The sequence below is a fragment of the Pseudomonas sp. PDM15 genome, from assembly GCF_014851565.1.
Taxonomy (GTDB): Bacteria; Pseudomonadota; Gammaproteobacteria; order Pseudomonadales; family Pseudomonadaceae; genus Aquipseudomonas.
This window is the reverse complement of sequence record NZ_JACVAA010000016.1, coordinates 1-986: the sequence shown is the minus strand read 5'-3', so window position 1 is coordinate 986 and position 986 is coordinate 1. Positions and strand designations below refer to the sequence as shown.

The window sequence follows — 986 nt, the reverse complement described above, 5'->3', positions numbered from 1 at the left end:
AGAGGGGGAGAAGAGAAAGGGGGAGGAAAGGGGGGGAAAAAAGGGGGGAAGGGAGGAAAGGGGAGAGGGAGGAAGGAGGAGAAAAAGAGAAAAAGAAGGAGAGAAGAAAAAGAAGAAAGGGAAAGAGAAAAGGAGGGAAGAAGAGGAGAGGGAAAGGGGGAAGAGAGAGAAAGGAAGGAAAAAAGAAAAGAAGAGAAGAAAGAAAGAGAGAAAAAGAAAAAAGGGAAAGAGGGAAAGAAGGAAAAGGGAAAGAAGAAAAAGAAAGGAGAGGGGAAGGAGAAGGGAGGGAGGAGAAAGAGGGGGAGAGGAGAAGGGAGAGAAAAAGGAGAAGAAAAAGGGAAGGAAAAAGAAAAAGAGAAGGGGAAGGAAGAAGGAAGGGGAGGGAGAGGAAGGAGAAGGGGGAGGAGAAGAGAAAAGGAGGAAGAGAGGGGGAAGAAAGGGGAAGGGAGAAGAGGAGGGGGGGGGGGGGAAGGAGAAGGAGAAAAAAGAGAGAGAAAAGGAAGGAGGAGGAGGAAGAGGAAGAGGGGGAGAAGAGAAAGGAGAAAGGAGGAGAAGGGAGGGGGAAAGGGAGGAAAGGAAGAGAAGGAAGAGGGAAGGGGGAAGAAGGGGGGAGAGAGGAGAAAGGAGAAAGAAAAGGGGGAGGGAAAGGGGGAAGGGAAGGGGGGGGGAGAGGGAAAAGAAAAAAGGAAGAAGAGGAGGGGGGAGGAAGTGAAAAGGGGAGAAAGGGGGGGAGGAAAAGGGGGAAAGGGGGGAAGAGGGAAAAGGAAAAAGAAGAAGAGGGAAGAGAAGGGGAGGAGGGAAGGAGGAAGGGGAGGGAAGGGAAAAGAAGGAGGAAAGAGGGAAGAAGAAGAGGGGGAAGGAAAAGGAAAGGAGAGAGAGGGAGAAAGGAATATAATTGAAGTGTTAGAGGAAAAAGGGGGGGGAGGAAGAAGAAGGGTAGAGGGAGGGAGGGGAAGGGGAGGAAGGAGAAGGAGGGGAGAAGAAAG

General features: G+C 51.1%; 1 protein-coding gene. It reads left to right on the top strand.

The features are described from left to right. Positions 1–986: hypothetical protein (locus IB232_RS24070; RefSeq protein WP_225592490.1), on the top strand; the 986-nt coding region annotated here is incomplete at both ends.